At 63.2% G+C, this 17,768-nt stretch carries 17 protein-coding genes; 4 read left to right on the forward strand and 13 right to left on the reverse strand.

The genetic code is table 11. The features are described 5' to 3' along the window. Positions 1 to 15 precede the first annotated feature (15 nt). Positions 16 to 957 carry a ribosome small subunit-dependent GTPase A gene (gene rsgA / locus FSO04_RS15950; RefSeq protein ID WP_154560605.1) on the reverse strand — a complete coding sequence of 314 codons (942 nt, stop codon included), beginning with the start codon at positions 955 to 957 and terminating at the stop codon, positions 16 to 18. Further along, positions 954 to 2,213, reverse strand: coding sequence for a M48 family metallopeptidase (locus FSO04_RS15955; protein WP_154560606.1), 1,260 nt, complete (start codon positions 2,211 to 2,213; stop codon positions 954 to 956). Before FSO04_RS15955 ends, rsgA begins: the two co-directional genes overlap by 4 nt. A gap of 190 nt (positions 2,214 to 2,403) precedes the next feature. On the opposite strand from FSO04_RS15955, the gene orn reads away from it, so the two are divergent. Continuing rightward, positions 2,404 to 3,021, forward strand: coding sequence for an oligoribonuclease (gene orn, locus FSO04_RS15960; protein WP_154560607.1), 618 nt, complete (start codon positions 2,404 to 2,406; stop codon positions 3,019 to 3,021). Positions 3,022 to 3,043: 22 nt separating this feature from the next. On the opposite strand, the gene mog is transcribed toward orn, so the two are convergent. Both mog and yjgA read right to left on the reverse strand, forming a co-directional pair. Continuing rightward, on the reverse strand, positions 3,044 to 3,688 hold the full coding sequence (mog, locus tag FSO04_RS15965) for a molybdopterin adenylyltransferase (RefSeq protein WP_154560608.1): 645 nt from the start codon (positions 3,686 to 3,688) through the stop codon (positions 3,044 to 3,046). Beyond that, positions 3,669 to 4,280, reverse strand: coding sequence for a ribosome biogenesis factor YjgA (yjgA, locus tag FSO04_RS15970; protein ID WP_154560609.1), 612 nt, complete (start codon positions 4,278 to 4,280; stop codon positions 3,669 to 3,671). The genes mog and yjgA overlap by 20 nt, the downstream gene beginning before the upstream one ends. 234 nt (positions 4,281 to 4,514) lie before the next feature. Between yjgA and pmbA the strand changes: the two genes are divergently transcribed. After that, entirely contained in the window at positions 4,515 to 5,885 is a 1,371-nt protein-coding gene (gene pmbA / locus FSO04_RS15975; protein ID WP_054036131.1) for a metalloprotease PmbA, read from the forward strand. A 169-nt stretch (positions 5,886 to 6,054) separates the two neighbouring features. Here the strand turns inward: pmbA and FSO04_RS15980 are convergent, their stop codons facing one another. From FSO04_RS15980 to FSO04_RS16020, 9 genes are all read right to left on the reverse strand, one after another. After that, the gene (locus tag FSO04_RS15980; protein ID WP_154560610.1) at positions 6,055 to 6,555 is read right to left on the reverse strand and encodes a dihydrofolate reductase; all 501 of its coding nucleotides are present in this window, start codon (positions 6,553 to 6,555) and stop codon (positions 6,055 to 6,057) included. A gap of 71 nt (positions 6,556 to 6,626) precedes the next feature. Next, the gene (locus tag FSO04_RS15985; protein WP_168435705.1) at positions 6,627 to 8,234 is read right to left on the reverse strand and encodes a sigma-54 dependent transcriptional regulator; all 1,608 of its coding nucleotides are present in this window, start codon (positions 8,232 to 8,234) and stop codon (positions 6,627 to 6,629) included. A gap of 24 nt (positions 8,235 to 8,258) precedes the next feature. Beyond that, the gene (locus tag FSO04_RS15990; protein WP_154560666.1) at positions 8,259 to 9,665 is read right to left on the reverse strand and encodes a hypothetical protein; all 1,407 of its coding nucleotides are present in this window, start codon (positions 9,663 to 9,665) and stop codon (positions 8,259 to 8,261) included. Between the two features lie 134 nt (positions 9,666 to 9,799). Then, the gene (locus FSO04_RS15995) at positions 9,800 to 10,600 is read right to left on the reverse strand and encodes a peptidase C39 (protein WP_154560611.1); all 801 of its coding nucleotides are present in this window, start codon (positions 10,598 to 10,600) and stop codon (positions 9,800 to 9,802) included. 6 nt (positions 10,601 to 10,606) lie between these two features. Further along, positions 10,607 to 11,317, reverse strand: coding sequence for a C39 family peptidase (locus tag FSO04_RS16000; RefSeq protein WP_154560612.1), 711 nt, complete (start codon positions 11,315 to 11,317; stop codon positions 10,607 to 10,609). A gap of 73 nt (positions 11,318 to 11,390) precedes the next feature. Then, positions 11,391 to 12,794 carry a hypothetical protein gene (locus FSO04_RS16005; RefSeq protein ID WP_154560613.1) on the reverse strand — a complete coding sequence of 468 codons (1,404 nt, stop codon included), beginning with the start codon at positions 12,792 to 12,794 and terminating at the stop codon, positions 11,391 to 11,393. 29 nt (positions 12,795 to 12,823) lie between these two features. Continuing rightward, positions 12,824 to 13,471 carry a hypothetical protein gene (locus FSO04_RS16010; RefSeq protein ID WP_154560614.1) on the reverse strand — a complete coding sequence of 216 codons (648 nt, stop codon included), beginning with the start codon at positions 13,469 to 13,471 and terminating at the stop codon, positions 12,824 to 12,826. After that, the gene (locus tag FSO04_RS16015; RefSeq protein ID WP_154560615.1) at positions 13,468 to 13,959 is read right to left on the reverse strand and encodes a hypothetical protein; all 492 of its coding nucleotides are present in this window, start codon (positions 13,957 to 13,959) and stop codon (positions 13,468 to 13,470) included. The genes FSO04_RS16010 and FSO04_RS16015 overlap by 4 nt, the downstream gene beginning before the upstream one ends. Positions 13,960 to 14,021: 62 nt before the next feature. Further along, positions 14,022 to 14,582 (reverse strand): RodZ family helix-turn-helix domain-containing protein, encoded by a 561-nt coding sequence (locus tag FSO04_RS16020; RefSeq protein WP_154560616.1) that lies wholly within the window; start codon positions 14,580 to 14,582, stop codon positions 14,022 to 14,024. Between the two features lie 536 nt (positions 14,583 to 15,118). On the opposite strand from FSO04_RS16020, the gene FSO04_RS16025 reads away from it, so the two are divergent. Next, positions 15,119 to 16,513: a sigma-54 dependent transcriptional regulator gene (locus FSO04_RS16025; protein WP_097390052.1), complete on the forward strand. Its 1,395-nt coding sequence runs from the start codon at positions 15,119 to 15,121 to the stop codon at positions 16,511 to 16,513. Between the two features lie 164 nt (positions 16,514 to 16,677). Then, positions 16,678 to 17,649 (forward strand): thymidylate synthase, encoded by a 972-nt coding sequence (locus FSO04_RS16030; protein WP_154560617.1) that lies wholly within the window; start codon positions 16,678 to 16,680, stop codon positions 17,647 to 17,649. Positions 17,650 to 17,768 lie beyond the last annotated feature (119 nt).

Genomic DNA, 17,768 nt, shown 5'->3' on the forward strand with positions numbered 1-17,768 from the left:
TGACAGCGGCGCGCGTTAGCGCACGATCTGGCTGGCTTCGTGCACCAGTTGCGCGTACAGGGCATGCCGTTCGCGTCGGATCCCGCCATCGGCGACAGCTTCGAGAATCGCGCAGCCCGGCTCCTGCAGGTGATGGCAGTTGTAGAAGCGGCAGTTCGGCAGCAGCGGCCGGAACTCGGGAAACGCGCGTTCGAGCCGGCCTTCGGTCAGATGATGCAGGCCGAATTCCTGGAAGCCCGGCGAATCGATCAACGCCCCGCCATCGGATCCAGGCAAAGGGTAGAGCCGCGTAAACGTGGTGGTGTGTCGGCCGCTGTTCAACGCGGTCGAGATCTCGCGCGTCGCGACTTCGGCATCGGGAATCAGCAGATTTACCAACGTCGACTTGCCCATGCCCGACTGGCCGAGCAGCAGCGTCGAATGACCTTGCAGATGCTCGAGCAACGCGGGGCGCGCGGCATCAGGCTGCGTCTTGATCGACACTTCGACCACGGTGTAGCCGAGCGCGCGGTACGGTTCGAGCCGCCTGCGCGCGCCCTCCAGCGCGCCGGTCACGTCGATCTTGTTCAACACGATCAACGGCTTCAACTCGTTTGCCTCGGCGGCGACAAGCGCGCGGCCGAGCAGGTCCTCGCTGAAATGCGGCTCGGTTGCGAGCACGATCAGCAACTGGTCGAGATTCGCGGCAAAGAGTTTCGACTTGTACTGATCCGAGCGATACAGCAGATTGCGCCGCTCGCCGATCTCGACGATCACACCCTGATCCGCCGAAGTCGGTTCGTAAATCACGCGATCGCCGACCGCCACTTCGCTACGCTTGCCACGCGGGAAGCACTGGAGCATCGGGCTGCCGTCTTCCGGCGCGACCAGGTAGTGCCGCCCATGAGCGGCAATCACCAGACCGCCTACGCGCGTGCTGGACGGCGCGCGCGGCGCTTTCGGGGAGCGGCCGCTCATGCGTGCCGCAGCAGGCGGTCGATCCGCTGCGACGCAGGCGGATGCGAGTAATAGAACGCGGTGTAGAGCGGATCGGGCGTCAGGGTCGATGCGTTGTCCTCATACAGCTTGACGAGCGCGTTGACGAGGTCTTGCGCATCGGTTTGCGTCGCGGCGAAGGCATCGGCCTCGAACTCGTGCTTGCGCGAGCTGAGGCTGCCGAGCGGCGTGACGAAGAACAGGAACACCGGCAGCGCGAGGAAGAACAGCACCAGCGCGAGGCCGCTATTGCCGCCGATCAGCGACGGCCGCACGCCCAGTCCTTCATAGAACCACACGCATTGCGTCAGCCAGCCGAGCAGGGCGAGCATCACGAGGCTGATCGCGAACATGACGACCATCCGCTTGATCACGTGACGGCGCTTGAAGTGGCCGAGTTCGTGCGCGAGCACCGCTTCGATCTCGTTGCCCGACAGGCGCGCGAGCAGCGTGTCGAAGAACACGATCCGCTTGGCCGCGCCGAAGCCGGTGAAATACGCATTGCCGTGCGCCGAACGGCGGCTGCCGTCCATCACGAACAGACCCTTGGCGGCGAAACCGCAGCGCTGCATCAGGGCTTCGATGCGGCTTTTCAGCGCTTCGTCCTTGAGCGGCTCGAACTTGTTGAAGAGCGGCGCGATAAACGACGGATACAGCACCAGCACGAGCAACTGGAACGCGACCCACACGATCCACGTCCACAGCCACCACAGGCTGCCCGCCTGGTTCATCAGCCACAGCACGACGAACAGCAGCGGCAGGCCGAACGCCGCACCGAGCAGGACGCCTTTGAGGCGGTCGAGGAAGAAAATGCCCTTGCTCATGCGGTTGAAGCCGAAGCGTTGCTCGACCACGAATTGCCGGTAGTACTCGAACGGCAGACCGATCACGCTGGTAATCGCGATCACCGCCGCGACCAGCGCGATCTGGCCGGCGTAGCCGCGGCCCAGCCAGTCGGAGATCGCGAGATCGAGCGCCTGCACGCCGCCCAGCAGCGTCAGCCCGATCAGCACGGCCGCGCCGACGACGATCTCGATCATGGTGAGGCGCGTGCGTTCGACGGTGTAGTCGGCGGCGCGCTGGTGCGCGGTGAGCGCGATGGTACCGGCAAACTGGCTCGGCACCTGCTCGCGATGGCCGGCGACGAAGCGGATCTGCCGCGACGCGAGCCACAGCTTGGTGCCGACCATCGCCACGACGGCGACGACGAACAGAACAGTGAAGTACAGGGTAGGCATCCGGGGATTCCGTGGTATCTATGCGAGAATTATATGTTTCTTCCCGCCCGGCGGCGGGGGGATAAGATCAAACCCGGCTCAAACCCGGCCCATGCAGGCCCAAGCCGGCTCAAACCAATCTCATACGAACAATCGCCGCGGCAAGCGCGCTTCCGGAGAAGCCGTCTGCCCGGCCATCAGGGTTGCCTTCATGACTGACATCCTCGACTCCACCGAACAGCCGCCGCTCGTGCGCAGCGACATGAATCTCGTCTGGCTGGACATGGAAATGACCGGGCTCGAACCGGACACCGACCGCATCATCGAAATCGCGGTGGTCGTGACGAATTCGACGCTCGACCGCCTGGTCGAAGGGCCGGTGCTGGCGATTCATCAGAGCGACGAAACGCTCGCCAAAATGGATCAGTGGAATCAGAACACGCATGGCCGCTCGGGGCTGATCGACCGCGTGAAGGCGTCGACGGTGAGCGAAGCGGACGCCACGGAACAGATTCGCGACTTTCTTAGCGCTTATGTACCGCCCGGCAAATCGCCGATGTGTGGCAACTCGATCTGCCAGGACCGCCGCTTCATGGCGCGCTGGATGCCGGATCTGGAGCGCTTCTTCCATTACCGCAATCTGGACGTCAGCACGCTGAAGGAACTGTGCCGCCGCTGGCAGCCGGCGATCTACAAGGGTTTCCAGAAACGCGCCATGCATACGGCGCTGGCCGACATCCATGAATCGATCGACGAACTGAAGTACTACCGCGAGCACTTCCTGATTCCGGCGGCCTCGCAGGTGCCGGAAACGCCGGCCGCGGAATAATCCATCAGCCGTCGTTTCAGCTTCAACCCTGCCGGGGCGCGCGCACCGCGTTCTTCGGCCGGAACGCTTTCACCACGTCGGCGTTCGTTTCCACATACGGGCCGCCGATCAGGTCGATGCAGTAAGGCACCGCGGCGAAAATCCCCGGCACCTTCACGGCGCGGCCAGCGTCTGCGTCACGCAAACCTTCCAGCGTTTCCTTGATCGACTTCGGCTGCCCCGGCAGGTTGATGATCAGCGCCGCGTGATCCGCGGTTTCGCGGATCACCGCCACCTGGCGCGACAGAATCGCGGTCGGCACGAAATTCAGGCTGATTTGCCGCATTTGCTCGCCGAAACCCGGCATTTCCTTGGTCGCCACCGCCAAAGTCGCTTCCGGCGTCACGTCGCGGCGCGACGGGCCGGTGCCGCCGGTGGTCAGCACCAGATCGCAACCCACTTCGTCGACCAGTTCGATCAGCGTGGCGGAAATGGTGGGCGCATCGTCCTGAATCAGGCGGGTGACCACCTGGAACGGCGAGGTCAGGGTGGCGCCGAGCCATTCCTGCAGCGCCGGTATGCCTTTGTCCTCATACACGCCGATGGACGCCCGGTCGCTGATCGACACGAGGCCGATCACGATTTCGTCCGGATGATTACGTGTAGCCTTACGCGTCGCGGTCGTCATCGTCGTCTTCCAGCACGTCTTCTGCATCGGAATCGGTGTCGGCAGACGGGCCGTCGGCGTTCTTGATCCACTGGAACAGCTCGCGGAAGTAGCGCGGCGGCTTGCTTTGCTGCGCCTCCTTGCGGGCGTTGCGGATCAGCGTGCGGCCCTGCTGCGGATCGGCGTTCGGGTGCTGGCGGATGAATTCGGTCAGCGCGGCGTCGTCGGCGAGCAGTTTCTCGCGGGTGCGCTCGATCCAGTGCAGCTTGGCCGTTTCCGCCTTGTTGACGCCGTTATAGGTGTCGAGCGCGGTGCGCAGGGCGGCGGTTTCCCCGTCCAGCAGCGAGCGCATCACGCGCCCGACGTACTGCACCTGGCGGCGCTTGCCTTCGTGATCGGTGATGCGGCGCGCTTCGCGCACGGCGTCGTCGAGCTTTTCGGGCATCGGCATGCGCTTGAGCGCGTCTTTCGGCAGGGCGATCAGCGCCGAGCCCAGTTCCTGCAGCTCGTGCATTTCGCGCTTGAGCTGGGACTTGCTGGGACGGTCGTAGCCGTTCTCGTCGACTTCCGGCTCGGCGGATTCGATGGGTTGAATGCGGGTTTTGCGTGTCATACCGATATTGTAGCTTGCCGCGCACGCCGGGCCCGCCGTGCTGCTGTGCACAAGTGCGCTCGCCGGCTCCGGCGGACGCGGCGAATGCCAGGTACGGCTTCGCAACCCTTGCTATGATCGCGGGATGCGTGACTACGCAAACGCGCACGCAAATGCACTTGCAAATGCGCACGCACGTGCGTGGCATGGGCGAACACACAGGGCCGCTCGGCCCCGAACAGGACGGCAACGACAATGGCAGCAGACATGGACGTCAAGCAGCGCTTTTTTCCGCACACCCAGGATGAACTGAAGGAAATCGCCTCGGACATCCTTCGTCACGCGAAGTCGCTCGGCGGCACCGACGCGGCGACCGAGATATCCGAAGGCGACGGCCTGTCCGTCTCCGTGCGGCGCGGCGAAGTCGAGACGATCGAACACAACCGCGACAAGATGGTCGGCGTGACGGTGTTCATCGGTAACAAGCGCGGCAACGCGAGCACCTCGGACTTTTCGTCGCAGGCTTTGAAGGACACGGTCGCGGCGGCGTACAACATCGCCCGCTTCACCGCGGAAGACGACTGCGCGGGTCTTGCCGAAGCAGACCTGCTCGAAACCGCGCCGCGCGATCTCGATCTGTATCACCCGTGGAATCTGACGGCCGACGAAGCGGTGGAAATCGCCCGTCGCTCGGAAGACGCCGCCTTCGCCACCGATCCGCAGATCAAGAATTCGGAAGGCGCGAGCGTCTCGGCGCAGCATTCGCAATTCGTGCTGGCCACTTCGCGCGGCTTCCTTGCGGGCTATCCGTACTCGCGCCACTACATCGCCTGCGCGCCGATCGCCGGCAGCGCGCGCAACATGCAGCGCGACGACTGGTACACGTCGACCCGCAGCGCGGCCGACCTCGCCGATCCGGAAGCGGTGGGCCGCTACGCCGCGCAACGGGCGCTGTCGCGCATCGGCGCGCGCGGGCTCGACACGCGCAAGGTGCCGGTGCTGTTCGAAGCGCCGCTCGCCGCCGGCATTCTCGGCGCGTTCGTCCAGGCCACGAGCGGCGGCGCGCTGTACCGTAAGACCTCGTTCCTCGTCGATAGCCTCGGCAAGCCGGTGTTCGCGCCGCACGTCCAGGTGGTCGAAGATCCGCACGTCGCGCGTGCGATGGGCAGCGCACCGTTCGACGAAGAGGGCGTGCGTACGAAACAGCGTTCGGTGGTGAAGGACGGCGTGGTGGAAGGCTACTTCCTGTCCACCTATTCGGCGCGCAAGCTCGGCATGCAGACAACCGGCAACGCCGGCGGTTCGCACAATCTGTCGCTGCGCAGCTCGAAGACGCGCCCGGGAGACGACTTCGAAGAAATGCTGAAGAAGCTCGGCACGGGCCTGTTGCTGACCGAACTGATGGGGCAGGGCGTGAACTACGTGACGGGCGACTATTCGCGCGGCGCGTCGGGCTTCTGGGTCGAGAACGGCAAGATCCAGTATCCGGTCGAGGAAATCACGGTGGCGAGCACCTTGCAGGAGATGTTCCGCCATATCGTCGCGATCGGCGCGGATACGATCACGCGCGGCACCAAGGAAACGGGCTCGGTGCTGATCGAACGGATGACGATCGCCGGGCAGTAGGCGGTTCGATCAAGCGCCGACCGGCTGCGCAGCAGGGCTGCACAACGGCGCTGCAAACAGAAACGCCACGCGAGCAACCGCGTGGCGTTTTTTTATGCGTGCGTGTTGGGTGACGGTGAATGACGAATGCGCGAAGCGCAGACCGTCATTCAGGCGCGCTGCAACACCCTCAAGTGCCCTTACGCTTATACGTCACAAACGCGTAATCGAAGTCATTCGGCGCGTCCGCGCGATGCGTTTCATGTGCGACTTCTTCCCACTCGCCTTCATCGAGCTCGGGGAACGTGGCGTCGCCTTCGAAGTCGGCGGAGATCTCGGTGATGATCAGCTTGTCCGCCTGACGCAAACCTTCCGCATACAACTGCGCGCCGCCGATCAGAAACGCTTCCGGCGCCTGATCCTGGGCGGCGAGCTTCAGCGCGTCTTCGAGCGTGGTGGCCGCGTCGCAGCCCTGAAAGCGCCGTGCGGCATCCCGTGTCACGACAATGTTGCGGCGTCCCGGCAACGGCCGGCCGATCGATTCATGCGTCTTGCGGCCCATGATGATGGGCGCGCCCATCGTGGTGCGCTTGAAGAACGCGAGGTCTTCGGGAAGTCGCCATGGCAACTGGTTGTCGCGGCCGATCACGCCGTTATTGGCGCGAGCGACGATCAGGGTGAGCGTCGTCATCGAATGGAAAGGGGAACGTAACCAGGATGATTCTACCTGAGGTGCAACACGGTGCCGCGCGAGGCGCCCCATCATTCATGGGCAGCCTCGTCGGCGGCGCTCGGTTCAAACGACGCCTTCTCGTCAACGGCGCTCAGCTCCCGCAAGCCGTGGTGACCCATCAGCCGGTACAGCGTGACGCGCGAAATATTCAGATCGATCGCCGCCTCGTTTAGTCGGTGGCGATGCCGTAGCAGCGCTGCTTCGATCGCGCGCTTCTCGGCGGCCTCGCGCGCCTGCGAGAGGCTCATGGTCTCCTGCTCGGTGAACTGCGCGAGGTCGAGGTCTTCAGCGGAAATCAGCTTGTTTTCCGCCATCACGATCGCGCGGCGCACCCGGTTGATCAGTTCGCGGACATTGCCGGGCCAGCCGTAGTTGTACATTGCCTCGATCGCCGACGGCGTAAAGCCACGGATCTTGCGCGCGCTGTCGGTCTTGAACTTGTGCATGATGTGATGCGCAAGAATCTCGATGTCCTTGCCGCGGGCGCGCAGCGGCGGCTCGTCGACACGCAGCACGCACAGGCGGTGGAACAGGTCGGCGCGGAACCGTCCGTCGCGCATCGCGATCTCGAGATCCACGTGGGTCGCCGAAATGATTCGCACATCCACCGGGATCGATTCGCGGCCGCCGAGCCGGTCGATCTTGCCTTCCTGCAAAAAGCGCAGCAGGCTTGCCTGGCTTTCCATCGGCAGGTCGCCGATTTCGTCGAGCAGCAAGGTGCCGCCGTCCGCGGCCTCGACCCGGCCGATCTTGCGCTGGTTCGCGCCGGTGAACGCACCGCGTTCGTAACCGAATAGTTCGGATTGCAACAGATGGTGTGGAATCGCGCCGCAATTGATGGGGATGAAAGGCGCCTTGCGGCGCGGCGAGCGTTCGTGGATCGCCAACGCCGTGAGTTCCTTGCCGGTGCCGGATTCACCCGAGATGAACACGCTGGCGTCGGTGTTGGCGACTTTGCGAATCGTGCGGAAGAGTTGCTGCATCGCTTCGCAGGTCCCGACCATCTCTTCTTCGTCGTCGGCGGCGGGCGCGGCAGGCGGGATCTCGTCGGCATCGCACAACGTCACCATGCCGAATGCGTGACTGGCGAGGTAGTCGATCGTGGCGTTGGCCACCGGTGTCTTGACGTAGTCGAAGCAGTAGTGGCGGATCAGACGCCGCACGTTGACGTCGGTGAGGCGTTCCGCAGTGGCGAGCGCAATCCAGCCGATCTGCTGTTGACGCAGGCTCGTTTCGAACCCGCCAAGGTCGCGCGGCGCAAAGCTGGCCAGGTCGACGATGCCGGCGCATATCACGTCGGGCTTGAGCAGGCGCGAGACCTCATGCGCCGAGCGGGCTACCATCACGTGCCAGCCGCGGCTCTTCAGATGGGCGCTTAGCGCCTCGTCCGGCGAGCGTGCGACGTACAGCAGCGCCCGATCGGTCCGCGCGTGCAGCAGACCGCTCCCATTCGCTGCGACGGAGGCCTCGTGCAAGCATTCCGGAGCGGCCTCGTGAGGTCGCGCCAAAGAGACTTCCGACGGCCGCCCCACGAGGACTTCGGCTGCTCGTGTCGCAGAAACGTCTGACGCTCGGGCAATCGACAGATGAGCGCCGGAGGGCGGTGTAACGCTGCTCAGATGGGGTGATTCGCGCACGATCAACCTCGTATCGTTGGCACGTCAAAAAGTGTAGGGAAAGCGCAAGCCGATCACGAAGTTCGGCGTGTCGGGCGTGAGGCCGACAGATACCGAACCGTTGATCGTCAAGTGCTTGTTCACTACGTGATTCAAGCCGAAGGTCAGTGCGGCAGCGGTGGTCTCGCTGCCCGGCACTTTCGAATAGGTTCCGCCTGGCGCCTTGGTCTGCGACTCGGGTTCCAGCGCCATGGTGTACGAAATGCTCGCTGAGTCCTTGTCCGAGAACGCCAGCGCCACGCCGCCGCCGAACTGCACGACGTCGCCGATCTTGACCGTCGCCGGTTCGGTCTGGCCGATCACCGACGAGATGTCCGAGAACGAGCGGGCAATGTTGTAGGTGTACGAAACGCTGCCGAACAGCACGACCGGGTCGTAGGTCTTCAACACCGACAGGCCCGCCGTGATGTTCCAGAAGCCGGTGCCGGTGGGCAGCTTCGTGGGGGCGACGAGGTTGGTGTTGTTGGCATCGACCTGCGCCAGCTTGATGCCGAACGGCGACGAACCGGTCGGCGCCTTGATGCGCAGGCTGCCGACCAGGTCCGGCAGATTGTTGGTTTCCTTCAGGAACTGGTAGTAGATCCCGAAGTTGACGTCGCCAATATCGCTCGAATTTGCCGAGGCGTCCGAGACCGAATTTGCCGCACCGCCGGCTCCGCCGACGATGAAGTTGCTATGCCGGTAGATATAGGGCACGTCGACGTCGACGCTGATGCGGTCGGTCAGACCGTAGCGCGTGTCGAGGTCGGCCATCACCTGGTGCGACTTGGTCTCGCCGAGGTTGATGTTGCCGAGGAAAATCGCATCGAGCGCGAGGAAGCCGGACAGTTGCAACTGGCGGCGGTCGTAGTAGGTATCGTTGATACCCCAGTCGAGGGTCAGCTTGTGCTCGAACAGCGGCGTGTGCTGCTGGCTTTGCACCACTGCGTCTTCCGATTGGGTGCGCACCGGTTGCGCGGCCTTCTGCGTCTGGCCGATCGCACCGCTGCCGTCGGTCGCTGCCGGCAGGCCGCCGCCACTGCTGCCTTCCGGCACCGGCGGAGTGACCGGCACGCCTGTCGCGGTACCCGTGGCGCCCCCCGGCGCGGGGGTGCCCGGGTTCACCTGGGCAAGCGGCGGCAGCGGCACAGGCAGGCCGTCTGCGCCGGGTTGCTCGGCGACCGCGCCGTTGCCGGCCGGCTCACCGTAACCCGGTGCGCCGCGGCCGCGCTGCGACATTTCGAGGTTCGTGACCTGCCGTTCGAGTGAGATGATCTGCTTTTGCTGCTCGCTGACGACACGCATGAGCGTGTTCAGCCGTTCTTCGATCGATTGATCGGCGAGCGCCTGCGCGCCGGCCCCCTGCGATAGCGCGAAAAGCATGACGGCGGCTGGAATAGCCGCCAACGCCATGCGCGGCGCCCCAGTCTTTGAAAATCTGATCATTTTTGTTCCCCCGGTATTCTGACTGCGCGTCGCATGTCTCCTTGTGCATCACGCGGTCGTTTGGTACTTCGGTCTCCTACCTGGTCGGGCGGCGGCCCGTGTTATCTCCTTACGGTGTTTTGCAGGGCTTGTAGTACGCCAATCTGGCGCAGCATCGGGGCCGACATCTGCTGCGTCTGCAAATGCAGTTGCAACTGGTTGGCGACTTGCTGGTTATTGCCTGCGATCTGCAAGAGTTGGGCAATCATGCCGGCCTGTTGCGCGCTGGACGGCGCGATGGTTTGGGTGGCGATACCGCCCGGCGTCCGCAACGAAATCGAAATGCCGCCGTTGGCGAGACTGACGGAGGCTTTCACCGAGCCGTTCGCATTGCTTGCTGCGGCCGACGTTGCATTGTTATAGGACCCGCCCGCGAGGCTGCCTGGCGAGGCGTCGAAATCGATCAGCGCCTGGTTCGTCCCGAGGTTGCCGTTGCCTGCCACCTGGGTAATCTGCGAGACGCCGTTGACGTTGACGTTCTGCCCGCCGGTCGCGCTGGCGTTGCGGTTGGCGCCGCTGCCCTCGCGCACGTTCGGGCCGGTCACCGAGGCCGCTGAATTGAACTTGACGTTCGGCTGGTTGGACGTGTTTGTACCGATCGCGAGCGAGCCCGAGGCGACAGCGGTGCCGCCGTTCGGCAACTGCCATTGCGACAGCAGGGTGATAACGACACCCGAAATGATGTCCCCATCAATGCCTTTTCCGGTCTGGTTGGCAAGGATGGCGTCGTCGACAGGTTGCAGCTTGAGGGCGCCGACGTCTTCAAACACCGTAGATGTCTGCTCGGCAGCGTGTGCGACTGATGCGAGGCCGCACGTTGTGAAACACAACGCACAGCCTATGGTGAGTAAGTTTCGGTCCATGATGAGTCAGAACAACTCTGCCTTGATCAAACCGTATTCAACAAAGGGAGTCGCTGCCGTACCGTTTTCCAGCGCACGTTCGCGCAGCTTTAGCGCGAGCGACTCGTTGCCTTGCAAGAGCGGAGAATCCTCCATAAATGGCTTGCCGACGACCGCGAACACGAGGCCGTTCCATTTCTTGACGAAGTCGTCTTCCATGACGATGCGGTTGCCGAGCGCCGGGTCGGCAATGAAGACGCGGCCGTCTTCCGCGTGCTTGACGATCACGAAGTGCTCGTAGCCGTCGCTGTTCATCAGCACGAGCACAGGAATCTGCAGGTGGTAGAGCGCTTCAGGGGTGACGCGGAAACCGCGGCCACGCAGGCCGATCGTTTCGACGAACTTCTTCATGTCAAGCATCGAGAAGCCGTTCTTGACCACCACCTCTGGTGTCGAAAACACCATCATGCGTTGGATCATTTCGGGTTCGGGAATATCGATCCCGTAGCCGTACTTCAGCAACGTGGCCAGAGCGGCCGAGCCGCAACTGTAGTCGTAACGCTGCGAAACGATGTGGTTGTAGCGGATCTCGCGGATCGAGCGCACGTTCACGTCGAACGGCACGCCCGCTGCTGCGTTCATGGAAAGGGCACTCTGCGCGTGACCCGTTTGCGACAGCACGAGTCCAGCGAAGAGTGCCAGAAAAAAGCCAGGCGTTACCCTGCTCACCCCGAACATGGTCTATTCCCCCCTGGGGAGACAGCCGGTCAGTACGAAGGCTGACCGGCGTCTTCCTGCGATGCAGCTCTACTTACTGATGCGACACGCTGGCGACTGCAAGGCCGTTGTGTTGCAGGTTGCCTACACCCGACGCGATGTTCACACCGATGTTGCCGGTAGCATTGGCGAGAGCACCCGCGCCAAGCATCGACGAGCCGGTGAACTGGCCTTTGACACCTGCTTCCGCGGTCTGGCAGTTCTGGTCGCTTGCGATGACTTCGCCACCTTGCTTGCCGCCCTTGTTATGCTCCCAGCCCATCCCGCTGCTGCTGCTGTCTGTCGTAGCCGATGCTGCCAGGCTGTTGTTTTGCACGTTGCCCGCGCCCGAGGCCACGTTCACCCCGATATTGCCCGTCGCATTTGCCAGCGCGCCTGCGCCGACGGAAGCAACGAAGTTGAAGTCTCCCACTTTCGCCTTGCCGCTCGACGATTGAGTCGAGTAGATCTGTGCAGTGCCGAACACAGGGCCGACATCCATGTTCGACAGGGCGGCGTCGTTGGACTGGGCGTTGTCTACGCCGGTGGCGATGTTGACGCCAATGTTGCCGCTCGCGGTATCCAGCGCGTGATCGCCGATGCCGGCGGACATCGTCGTCGGCGTTTCGGTGTTGATGTGCTGGGTCACACTGCCCGTGACCGTGACGGAGCCCTTGCTGTCGTCGTAGTTATGGGTCCATCCGTAGGCGTGGCTGTTTGACGAGTAGCTGGCGCTGACCTTTTCGCCATGGCCGCTGCTGCTTTCCGTCGCCGTGCTCGCGCTGGCTGCTGCGGTGCTGCCCCACTCCACGCTGTAGCCGGCTGCCTGGCCAGCGAAGCCGCCGCCGTAGTTGTCCGAGGCGTGCGTGTTCAGGGCGGCGGCGAAGCCCGCTGCGACGCCGCCGAAGATGACGCCGGGGCCGCCGCCGAGACCAGCGATAAAGCCTGCTGCGATGAAGCCGTTCGCGGAGGCATGTGTGTTCACGTAGTCGTAGCCCTTATACGACGACGCGATACCCGCAGCGGAGCCGCCGCCCTGGCTAAACGAGGAGCTCGACGAGGCCGTGCTGGTTTGCGTGTTGGTCTTGTTATAGGCCCAGGCGTGGTCGCTATACGACTGGCTCACACCCCAGCCGCTGCCACTGCCGCTCGCATGATTCCAGCTATCCGTCGTGTTGACGGTTGTGGTCACGTTGCCGGAGACATAGCTCTGCGGAGGCGTTTTCATGTCGACGCCGCCGATGTTCACGCTTTGCGTGTTGTTGACCGTGGCGCCGGAACTGCTCGACACGTTAACCTTGCCGTGCAGCGTAATGAAGCCGAATTCGCCGATTTCGGTGTAGACGTTCGTGGCCGTAAAAAGCTCAGCCGGGTCGCAGCCGGCCGTGCATCCTTCTGCATAAGCCGAACTTGCTGCCATCGTCGACAGAACAGCCGCTGCAATGATTGTGCGCTTCATGATGACGCTCCGATAAAGAGTGTGGCTCGTTAGAAAAAGGTGCCCGCCGGGGGACGGAGCACAAAACTATTTGAACTGACGTTACCTGAGCCGGCTGTCTGGTTGATCTGGACGATCCCACTGACGTTTTTGAGCGCGTCCGCACCGATGGATACCTCGCGTGCGTCGTGGTTTTCGCCGGACCTTCCCAGGCCACCGCCTTTGGCGGTCGTAGCGGATAGCACCCCATCCGCTACGATCTCCCCTTCAATCGGCCCAGTTCCGATAACGGCGCTGTTCCGCTGAAGATTCCCTACACCCGCCGACTGATTCACTTCGATAAGGCCAGAGGTGTTTGAAAATGCATTACTACCGATCGTGCTCCTGGCGGCCGTCGTCCTGGCGTTCGTGGACGCGCTCTGCGAGCTTCCGATCAGGTTGAGAGGGACTTTGCCGTTGGTGAGCACGCCCTGGTTCGCTTGTACGTTATCGAGGCCTGATGCCTCGTTGATGGCGATAACCCCGGTGGCGCCGATGACCGCGCCGTTGCCGATCAGCGACTGCGCGTCGATCTGGGCCGGCACCGTTTGGGCATGGGCCGCGAAGCTCGCACAGCCAAGCAATGCCCAGGCGAGCAGGGGCCAGCGCGACTGTTTGCGTGACGGAAGGCGCTTGGCCGGCGCGCGTGAGGTTGTCATTTCATGGCTCCTAGAGCGGCGCCCAGGGGGGCGAGTGCACCGTTGACCGACTGGGCAATCGAGCTGCCGATTCCACCTGCGCCGCCGAAGCTGGCGCCTGCGCCGACCGGAACGTTGTTGCCGTTGCCCGCCAGCATGTGTGTAATACCGTTGGCGCCGACTAGCGCAGGCATATAGCCGTTGCCGGAGATGCCGGCGGTGCCGTGCGCGCCGTTCAGGTCGAGGTCGCTCGCCATCGTGCCGATCGCGCGATCGAAGGTCGCCCTCGGGAAGGTTTGAACCTGGACTGCGATCGGGTCCTGGCTCTTCGGCACCGGCACGAACGCATCGCGTGGCGTGATGTCGCGCTCGATGACGAGGTTGCCCGGCTGGCTCACCTGCTGCGCGGTGGCACTCGTCACGGCGCCGGCAGCGAGCACGCCGAGCAGCGCGGACAGCAAGGCTGCGCAGCGGTGGCGGCTGCCCGCCTTCTGGGTTGAAGCGTTCATGTCAGTTCCTTGCGGGCGGACGATCGGTCGGTGCGGTCTTCGGCAGCGAGCGGGTCGTTGCGCTAATTTCTCTGGTAGCTCGTGATGTTGCCTTGTGCGGAGCGGGCGACGTCGACGGGAACCGGCAACTGCGACGGCGGGGCGATTTCGTCCCACAGCGTCACGCCGTTGCCACCGGTGTTAAAGCCGCGCATCAGTTGCGGCGTCGCGGAGACCATCAACATGCCGCCGAAGCCGCCGCGTTGGTGGGACAGCGCCTGGTCGTCCAGCACGAGATCGGTCACGGACGCGGCGTCGGCGGGAATGCTCAGCGCGTTGCCGGCCAGATCGTTGCGGGGCGCGGCGCTGTCGTTCGTGGCGGCCACGGTGTTGTCCACCGCGGCGACGCTCGCCGTATTCGTGACATCCGTGGCCGTCGGGTTCGGCGAGGCCACCGCTGCGAGCGTCGTGCTCGCGAGGGTGGCGGAACCGGCATCGGCGGTTTCGGCCATCGTGGCGGATTGAGGTTGTGCGGATTCCTGTGCATTGACGCCAGCGGACAGCACGGTCAAGGTCACCGCGGCGGCGCATAGTGCGGCGCAAGGTGCAATGCTGCTCAGGTCGATGCGGAAAGCGAGTCGCATGATGTGTCTCCTTGGTGCACAGCATTTAGCGAAACATGTGCCATGAGTCGCAATCCATTGGTGCGTCTGGATGTGACCCGCATACCGCGGAGTAACAGGGAAGAAATCGGACAAAAACGTTTCAGCGCTGAAACGGCAGGCAGAAAATACCTGTAATTCGTTAAATCCGAAGGTATGAAGTACCTTGGGGTGAACGCCAGGAAAAGCGCTTCCACAATGCTTTTATTCATAAGCTGAATAACTATTCATCGGCCGCTTGGCCTTGCTGGACAAGGAGTCTCCGATTAAATTCGCATAATTGTTTTCCAAGCGGCGCGTGTATAGTAAGCTCTCGAAAACAGCTTCAGATTTAAAAAAGCCCGCTAACGGGCCGTCTCAAACACACACGCCGCTTTCTTGGGGATCAGCTGTCCGCACGGAATGGAATGGCCGTTCGGTTTTTGCTATATCGCGAATCCCGAACGAGTCAGCGTGTCTGAACTGAAGTTCAGGTGCGTGCGTCATCCTTAACGTTCGTTGACGAGAGGATCTGAATAATGGAACCCGCAACGCGGCAACTGATTTACGTTTCACGCGATCCGAGCGCGGAACTGAATACTCGCTTCCATCAGCGCGGCTGGCATGTCGAAGTCGTTGGGTCGGCGCGCGATGTGCGCCGTGCTGTTCGCGCCGGAATGGCGGCGGGCGGCCTGCTCGATCTGTCTAGCGATTTTCAGCCACACGAGATTGCCGCCTTCGAGTCCTGCCTTACCATGCCGAACGTCGGCTGGGTTGCGGCGACCACCCCCGGACAATTGCAGGACGCGGCCTTGCGCCGGCTCGTGCGGGACTATTGTTTCGACTATGTAACGGTGCCTTACTCGGGCGACAGGATCGTCGATTCGGTCGGCCATGCATACGGCATGATCTCGCTCGGCGAGCCGGCATCGAACGATGGGTCGCAAGGCGCGGAAGGCGAAATGGTCGGTTCGTGCGACGCGATGCTCGCGCTGTTCCGCTCGATCCGCAAAGTGGCCATGACCGACGCGCCGGTGTTTATCTCGGGCGAATCGGGCACAGGCAAGGAGTTGACCGCGGTCGCGATCCACGAACGCTCGGCGCGCCGCAATGCGCCTTTTGTGCCGATCAACTGCGGCGCGATTCCACCGCATCTGTTGCAATCCGAACTATTCGGCTATGAGCGCGGCGCGTTCACCGGCGCCAATCAGCGCAAGATCGGCCGCGTGGAAGCGGCCAACGGCGGCACACTGTTTCTCGACGAAATTGGCGATCTGCCGCTCGAAAGCCAGGCGAGCCTGCTGCGCTTCCTGCAGGAACGCAAGGTGGAGCGGCTCGGCGGCCACGGTTCAATCGACGTCGATGTGCGTATCATCTCGGCGACCCACGTAGATATGACGGCCGCGATGATCGAAGGGCGGTTCCGCTCCGACCTTTATCACCGTTTGTGCGTGCTGCAAATCGACGAACCACCGTTACGTGCACGTGGTAAGGATATCGAACTGCTTGCGCGGCACATGCTGGAACGTTTCAAGAAAGATGCAAGCCGCCGTCTGCGCGGTTTCGCGCCCGACGCTATCGCGGCGCTGCATAACTACGGCTGGCCGGGTAACGTGCGCGAGTTGATCAATCGCGTGCGGCGCGCCATCGTGATGTCGGAAGGGCGCGCGATCACGGCCCGCGATCTCGAGTTGGCCGAGTATGTGGAGATCGTGCCCGTCTCGCTCGCGCAAGCGCGCGAAGCGGCCGAACGCCAGGCCATCGAACTCGCGCTGCTGCGTCATCGCGGTCGTCTTGGCGACGCCGCGCAGGAACTCGGCATTTCGCGCGTGACGCTGTATCGCCTGCTGTGCTCGCACGGCATGCGCCATATGGAAGGCGAACCGCTGGTCACGCCGCACGGCGAATTGCCGGCCTCGGTACCGCATCTCTGACGGGCTTGGTCGCCCACTTAGTTGCCCACTTAGCCACCGATATTTTCTCGGCGACGCACCTTGACCGGGCGCCGCCCGGCTGCGCTTGTTAAAATCGGGTTTTCCGCTCAATCTCCGTGGCGCATGCACCTGACCCAAGGGCGCGCTTCGTCGAAGGAACCCGCATGAAACAATACCTCGACCTCGTCCGCACGATTCTCGACACCGGCACGTGGCAGGAGAACCGCACCGGCATCCGCACCATCAGCATGCCGGGCGCCATGTTGCGCTTCGACCTCCAGCAGGGCTTTCCCGCCGTCACCACGAAAAAACTGGCGTTCAAATCGGCGGTGGGCGAGCTGGTCGGCTTTCTGCGCGCCTCGCGCAGCGCCGCGGATTTTCGCGACCTCGGCTGTAAGGTGTGGGACGCGAACGCCAACCAGAATCCGCAATGGCTCGCCAATCCGTATCGCCAGGGCCCGGATGATCTCGGCGACGTGTATGGCGTGCAGTGGCGCCAGTGGCCGGCCTACAAGGTGCTGGACGCAGGCGCGAGCGCGCAGTTGGCCGACGCCACGGCGCGCGGCTTCCAGGTGGTGACGGAATTCGAGGAAGACGGCAGCCCCAAGGTGCTGCTGTACAAGGCGATCGACCAGTTGCGGCAGTGTCTCGACACGATCATGCAGAACCCGGCCGACCGGCGAATTTTGTTTCATGCCTGGAACCCCGCCGTGCTGGACCAGATCGCGCTGCCGGCTTGCCACCTGCTTTATCAGTTCCTGCCGAATGTTGCGCGGCGCGAAATTTCGCTGTGTTTGTACATTCGCAGCAACGATGTCGGCCTCGGCACGCCGTTCAATCTGACCGAAGGCGCGGCGTTGTTGCATCTGGTTGGCCGGCTGACGGGTTATACGCCGCGCTGGTTCACCTACTTCATCGGCGACGCGCACATCTACGAGAATCAGCTCGACATGCTGCAGCAACAGCTCACGCGCGAGCCGTATGAAAGCCCGGCTTTCGCGATCTCGGACCGTGTGCCGGACTACGCGAAAACCGGTGTGTATGAGCCGGAATGGCTCGAGAAGATCGAGCCGTCGGACTTCTCGCTGGTCGGCTACCGGCATCACGAGCCGCTCACGGCGCCGATGGCGGTCTGAACGCGCTCTGAGCGTCTGCTCGCAGCCCGCTCAAAGAAAAACCCCCGCGATGCGAATCGCGGGGGTTTTTTCTTGCCGCTTTCCGGCTATCGGGTTGTCAGCGCATCTAGCTGCGCGCG

This window comes from Paraburkholderia madseniana (assembly GCF_009690905.1).
Lineage (GTDB): Bacteria > Pseudomonadota > Gammaproteobacteria > Burkholderiales > Burkholderiaceae > Paraburkholderia > Paraburkholderia madseniana.

Excerpts from the sequence above, each read along its gene's own strand:
- rsgA (WP_154560605.1), bottom strand. The coding sequence starts at position 957 with ATGAGCGGCCGCTCCCCGAAAGCGCCGCGCGCGCCGTCCAGCACGCGC.
- FSO04_RS15995 (WP_154560611.1), bottom strand. The coding sequence starts at position 10,600 with ATGGACCGAAACTTACTCACCATAGGCTGTGCGTTGTGTTTCACAACG.
- FSO04_RS16015 (WP_154560615.1), bottom strand. The coding sequence starts at position 13,959 with ATGAACGCTTCAACCCAGAAGGCGGGCAGCCGCCACCGCTGCGCAGCC.
- FSO04_RS15980 (WP_154560610.1), bottom strand. The coding sequence starts at position 6,555 with ATGACGACGCTCACCCTGATCGTCGCTCGCGCCAATAACGGCGTGATC.
- mog (WP_154560608.1), bottom strand. The coding sequence starts at position 3,688 with ATGACGACCGCGACGCGTAAGGCTACACGTAATCATCCGGACGAAATC.
- FSO04_RS16000 (WP_154560612.1), bottom strand. The coding sequence starts at position 11,317 with ATGTTCGGGGTGAGCAGGGTAACGCCTGGCTTTTTTCTGGCACTCTTC.
- FSO04_RS16025 (WP_097390052.1), top strand. The coding sequence starts at position 15,119 with ATGGAACCCGCAACGCGGCAACTGATTTACGTTTCACGCGATCCGAGC.
- orn (WP_154560607.1), top strand. The coding sequence starts at position 2,404 with ATGACTGACATCCTCGACTCCACCGAACAGCCGCCGCTCGTGCGCAGC.
- FSO04_RS16005 (WP_154560613.1), bottom strand. The coding sequence starts at position 12,794 with ATGAAGCGCACAATCATTGCAGCGGCTGTTCTGTCGACGATGGCAGCA.
- FSO04_RS15990 (WP_154560666.1), bottom strand. The coding sequence starts at position 9,665 with ATGGCGTTGGCGGCTATTCCAGCCGCCGTCATGCTTTTCGCGCTATCG.
- FSO04_RS16030 (WP_154560617.1), top strand. The coding sequence starts at position 16,678 with ATGAAACAATACCTCGACCTCGTCCGCACGATTCTCGACACCGGCACG.
- yjgA (WP_154560609.1), bottom strand. The coding sequence starts at position 4,280 with ATGACACGCAAAACCCGCATTCAACCCATCGAATCCGCCGAGCCGGAA.
- pmbA (WP_054036131.1), top strand. The coding sequence starts at position 4,515 with ATGGCAGCAGACATGGACGTCAAGCAGCGCTTTTTTCCGCACACCCAG.
- FSO04_RS16020 (WP_154560616.1), bottom strand. The coding sequence starts at position 14,582 with ATGCGACTCGCTTTCCGCATCGACCTGAGCAGCATTGCACCTTGCGCC.
- FSO04_RS16010 (WP_154560614.1), bottom strand. The coding sequence starts at position 13,471 with ATGACAACCTCACGCGCGCCGGCCAAGCGCCTTCCGTCACGCAAACAG.
- FSO04_RS15955 (WP_154560606.1), bottom strand. The coding sequence starts at position 2,213 with ATGCCTACCCTGTACTTCACTGTTCTGTTCGTCGTCGCCGTCGTGGCG.